We start from the raw sequence: 1,857 nt of genomic DNA on the forward strand, positions 1-1,857 counted from the left end.
GGGTTTTATTTTTATTTATCTACTCGTTTCCCGCTCGAGGCTCTCGCCCTCTTGGCGTCGCTGCCCGTTCAAAATGGCCGCTCAGCATAGCCATTTGCCCCCTGCCAGCGCAATCGTCGCACCGCACGAAACCTTCTAAAATCCTTGTCAAATCCTGCATTTGCGTTTCGGTTACGTAAAAAAACATAGATGCGTCAACCACTTAAAAAGTGAACACTGTTCGATCATGCCCCCACTACAGAATCATAGACTTTAGTCTAACAGGGTCTCAAAAATCCATGCCGATAGCGTATACGCCATACCGATTGCCGCAGGCAGACGCTTTCCATGCCCTTGAAACGACGCTACCCGCCATCAGGCGGGTAGCGTTGCGGGAAGGGAGAAGCTGTTTCAGCGGCGCGGGTAGTCGTCGAGCAGCGCGTCGAGCGTGGCCGGCGGCGTCTGGTCGCTGATCACCGCCTCGCCGATGGCCGCGAGCAGAATCAGGCGCAGCCTTGCATCGACGTTCTTCTTGTCCAGGCGCATGCGGGCGAGGAAATCCTCGCGGCTCATGTTGGCGGGCGCGGCCAGCGGCAGCCCGGCGCTTTCGATCACCGCCCTTGTGCGCGCAAGGGCCGGCGCGTCGATCATGCCGAGCTCACAAGAGAGCGCAGCGGCCATTGCCATGCCGGCGCCCACCGCCTCGCCGTGCAGCCAGTTGCCGTACCCCTGGTGCGCCTCGATGGCGTGGCCGAAGGTGTGGCCCAGGTTCAACAACGCGCGTACGCCCTGCTCGGTCTCGTCCTCGGCGACGATCTCCGCCTTGATCTGACAGCTTCGAGCGATCGCCTCGCTGACGGCCTCAGCATCGATACGGCGCAGCGCGTCCATGTTCTTTTCGAGCCAGCCAAGAAACGCCGCGTCACGAATCAGACCGTACTTGATCACCTCGGCAAGACCTGCCGAGAGCTCGCGGGCGGGCAGCGTCTTCAGGGTGTCGGTATCGATCAGCACGGCCTTGGGCTGATGGAAGGCGCCGATCATGTTCTTGCCCAGCGGATGGTTGACGCCGGTCTTGCCGCCCACCGAGGAGTCGACCTGGGAGAGCAGCGTGGTGGGTACCTGGATGAACGCCACGCCGCGCTGGTAGGCGGCGGCGGCAAAGCCGACCATGTCGCCGATCACCCCGCCCCCGAGCGCGACCAGCGTGCAGCGGCGGTTGAAGCCGGCGCCGAGCAGCGCGTCCCAGATACGCTCGACCTGCTCGAGGTTCTTGTACATCTCGCCGTCGGGCAGCACCAGCGTGCGCACCTCCAGGCCCTCGGGCAGCCCCGCGCGCAGCGCGTCGAGATACAGCGGCGCCACGCTCTCGTTGGTGACGATCATCACCTGGCTGCCCGCCAGGTAGGGCGTCAGGGCATCCGGACGGCGCAACACGCCGGCCCCGATGTGGATGGGGTAGCTGCGCTCTCCGAGCGCGACGTTCAGGGTGCGTTTTGCGCTTGCGGTCATGGGGATACCTTGGAGTCGGATGCCCGGGGACCAAAGGGCCGGGCATCGGGCGGATCGAGACGGTCGAGCGAGTCGTTCAGGCATCGGGCGCGATGCAGGATGTCGCTGACCACCGCGCGCGGGCTGCGCCGGTCGGTACGCACGATGACGTCGGCGGTGGCGCGATAGAGGGGGTCGCGGATGGTGAACATCTCGTTGAGCACCTGCTCGCGGTCGACGCGCTGCAGAAGCGGGCGATTCTTGTCGCGAGCGGTACGCTTTAGCTGCTGTTCGACGGTGGTGAACAGATAGACCACGGTGCCGCGCTCGCGCAGCGCCCGGCGATTCTCCTCGCGCAGCACCGCCCCGCCGCCGGTGGCCAGCACC

2 protein-coding genes are annotated in these 1,857 nt (G+C 64.6%); both read right to left on the minus strand.

The genetic code is table 11. The features are described 5' to 3' along the window. Positions 1-390: 390 nt before the first annotated feature. On the minus strand, positions 391-1,497 hold the full coding sequence (aroB, locus tag BIS11_RS16400) for a 3-dehydroquinate synthase (RefSeq protein WP_253426449.1): 1,107 nt from the start codon (positions 1,495-1,497) through the stop codon (positions 391-393). Then, positions 1,488-1,857 (minus strand): shikimate kinase (locus BIS11_RS16405; protein ID WP_301286496.1); only part of this gene is annotated, 370 nt, incomplete at its 5' end. The genes BIS11_RS16405 and aroB, both read right to left, overlap by 10 nt.

This window comes from Halomonas sp. 707D4 (genome assembly GCF_024158685.1).
Classification (GTDB): Bacteria; Pseudomonadota; Gammaproteobacteria; order Pseudomonadales; family Halomonadaceae; genus Vreelandella.